At 52.6% G+C, this 359-nt stretch carries 1 pseudogene; it reads right to left on the bottom strand.

The window, feature by feature from the left end:
* Positions 1–141 precede the first annotated feature (141 nt).
* Positions 142–359, bottom strand: a pseudogene (locus tag ACYP03_RS24820) (tRNA1(Val) (adenine(37)-N6)-methyltransferase); the annotation flags it as partial.

The following is a 359-nucleotide window of genomic DNA, read 5'->3' on the forward strand; positions in this document are numbered from 1 at the left end:
GGGCTGCCCCTGAAGGTCGCGTGTCGATGGGCAGTTTGCTGCTGTGATTCAGTTAAGGGGCGGCATTATAGTGTGATTTGATGCAAGTATCACCGATTAAAGCACAAAAACTTGGATTATCCGTGCTGGCTGCTGACAGGATCAGAGCTTAAGGTAAAAGTCTTGTGTCAGGGCAATAAACTCAGCCGAGTACTGGCCTTGCTGATGGATGCTCAGCTGTGCTTCGTCACACTCACCGGCCTGAGGGGATAGCGCAATCAGCAGGCGGTGAAACGGTTTGCTGGCGGTGCTTTTCACCCGGCACAACCGGCGGCAATGCAAATCATAGTCATCCAGCATCGTCAGTAGTGCTTCACCCT

Source organism: Photobacterium sp. R1 (assembly GCF_054600795.1).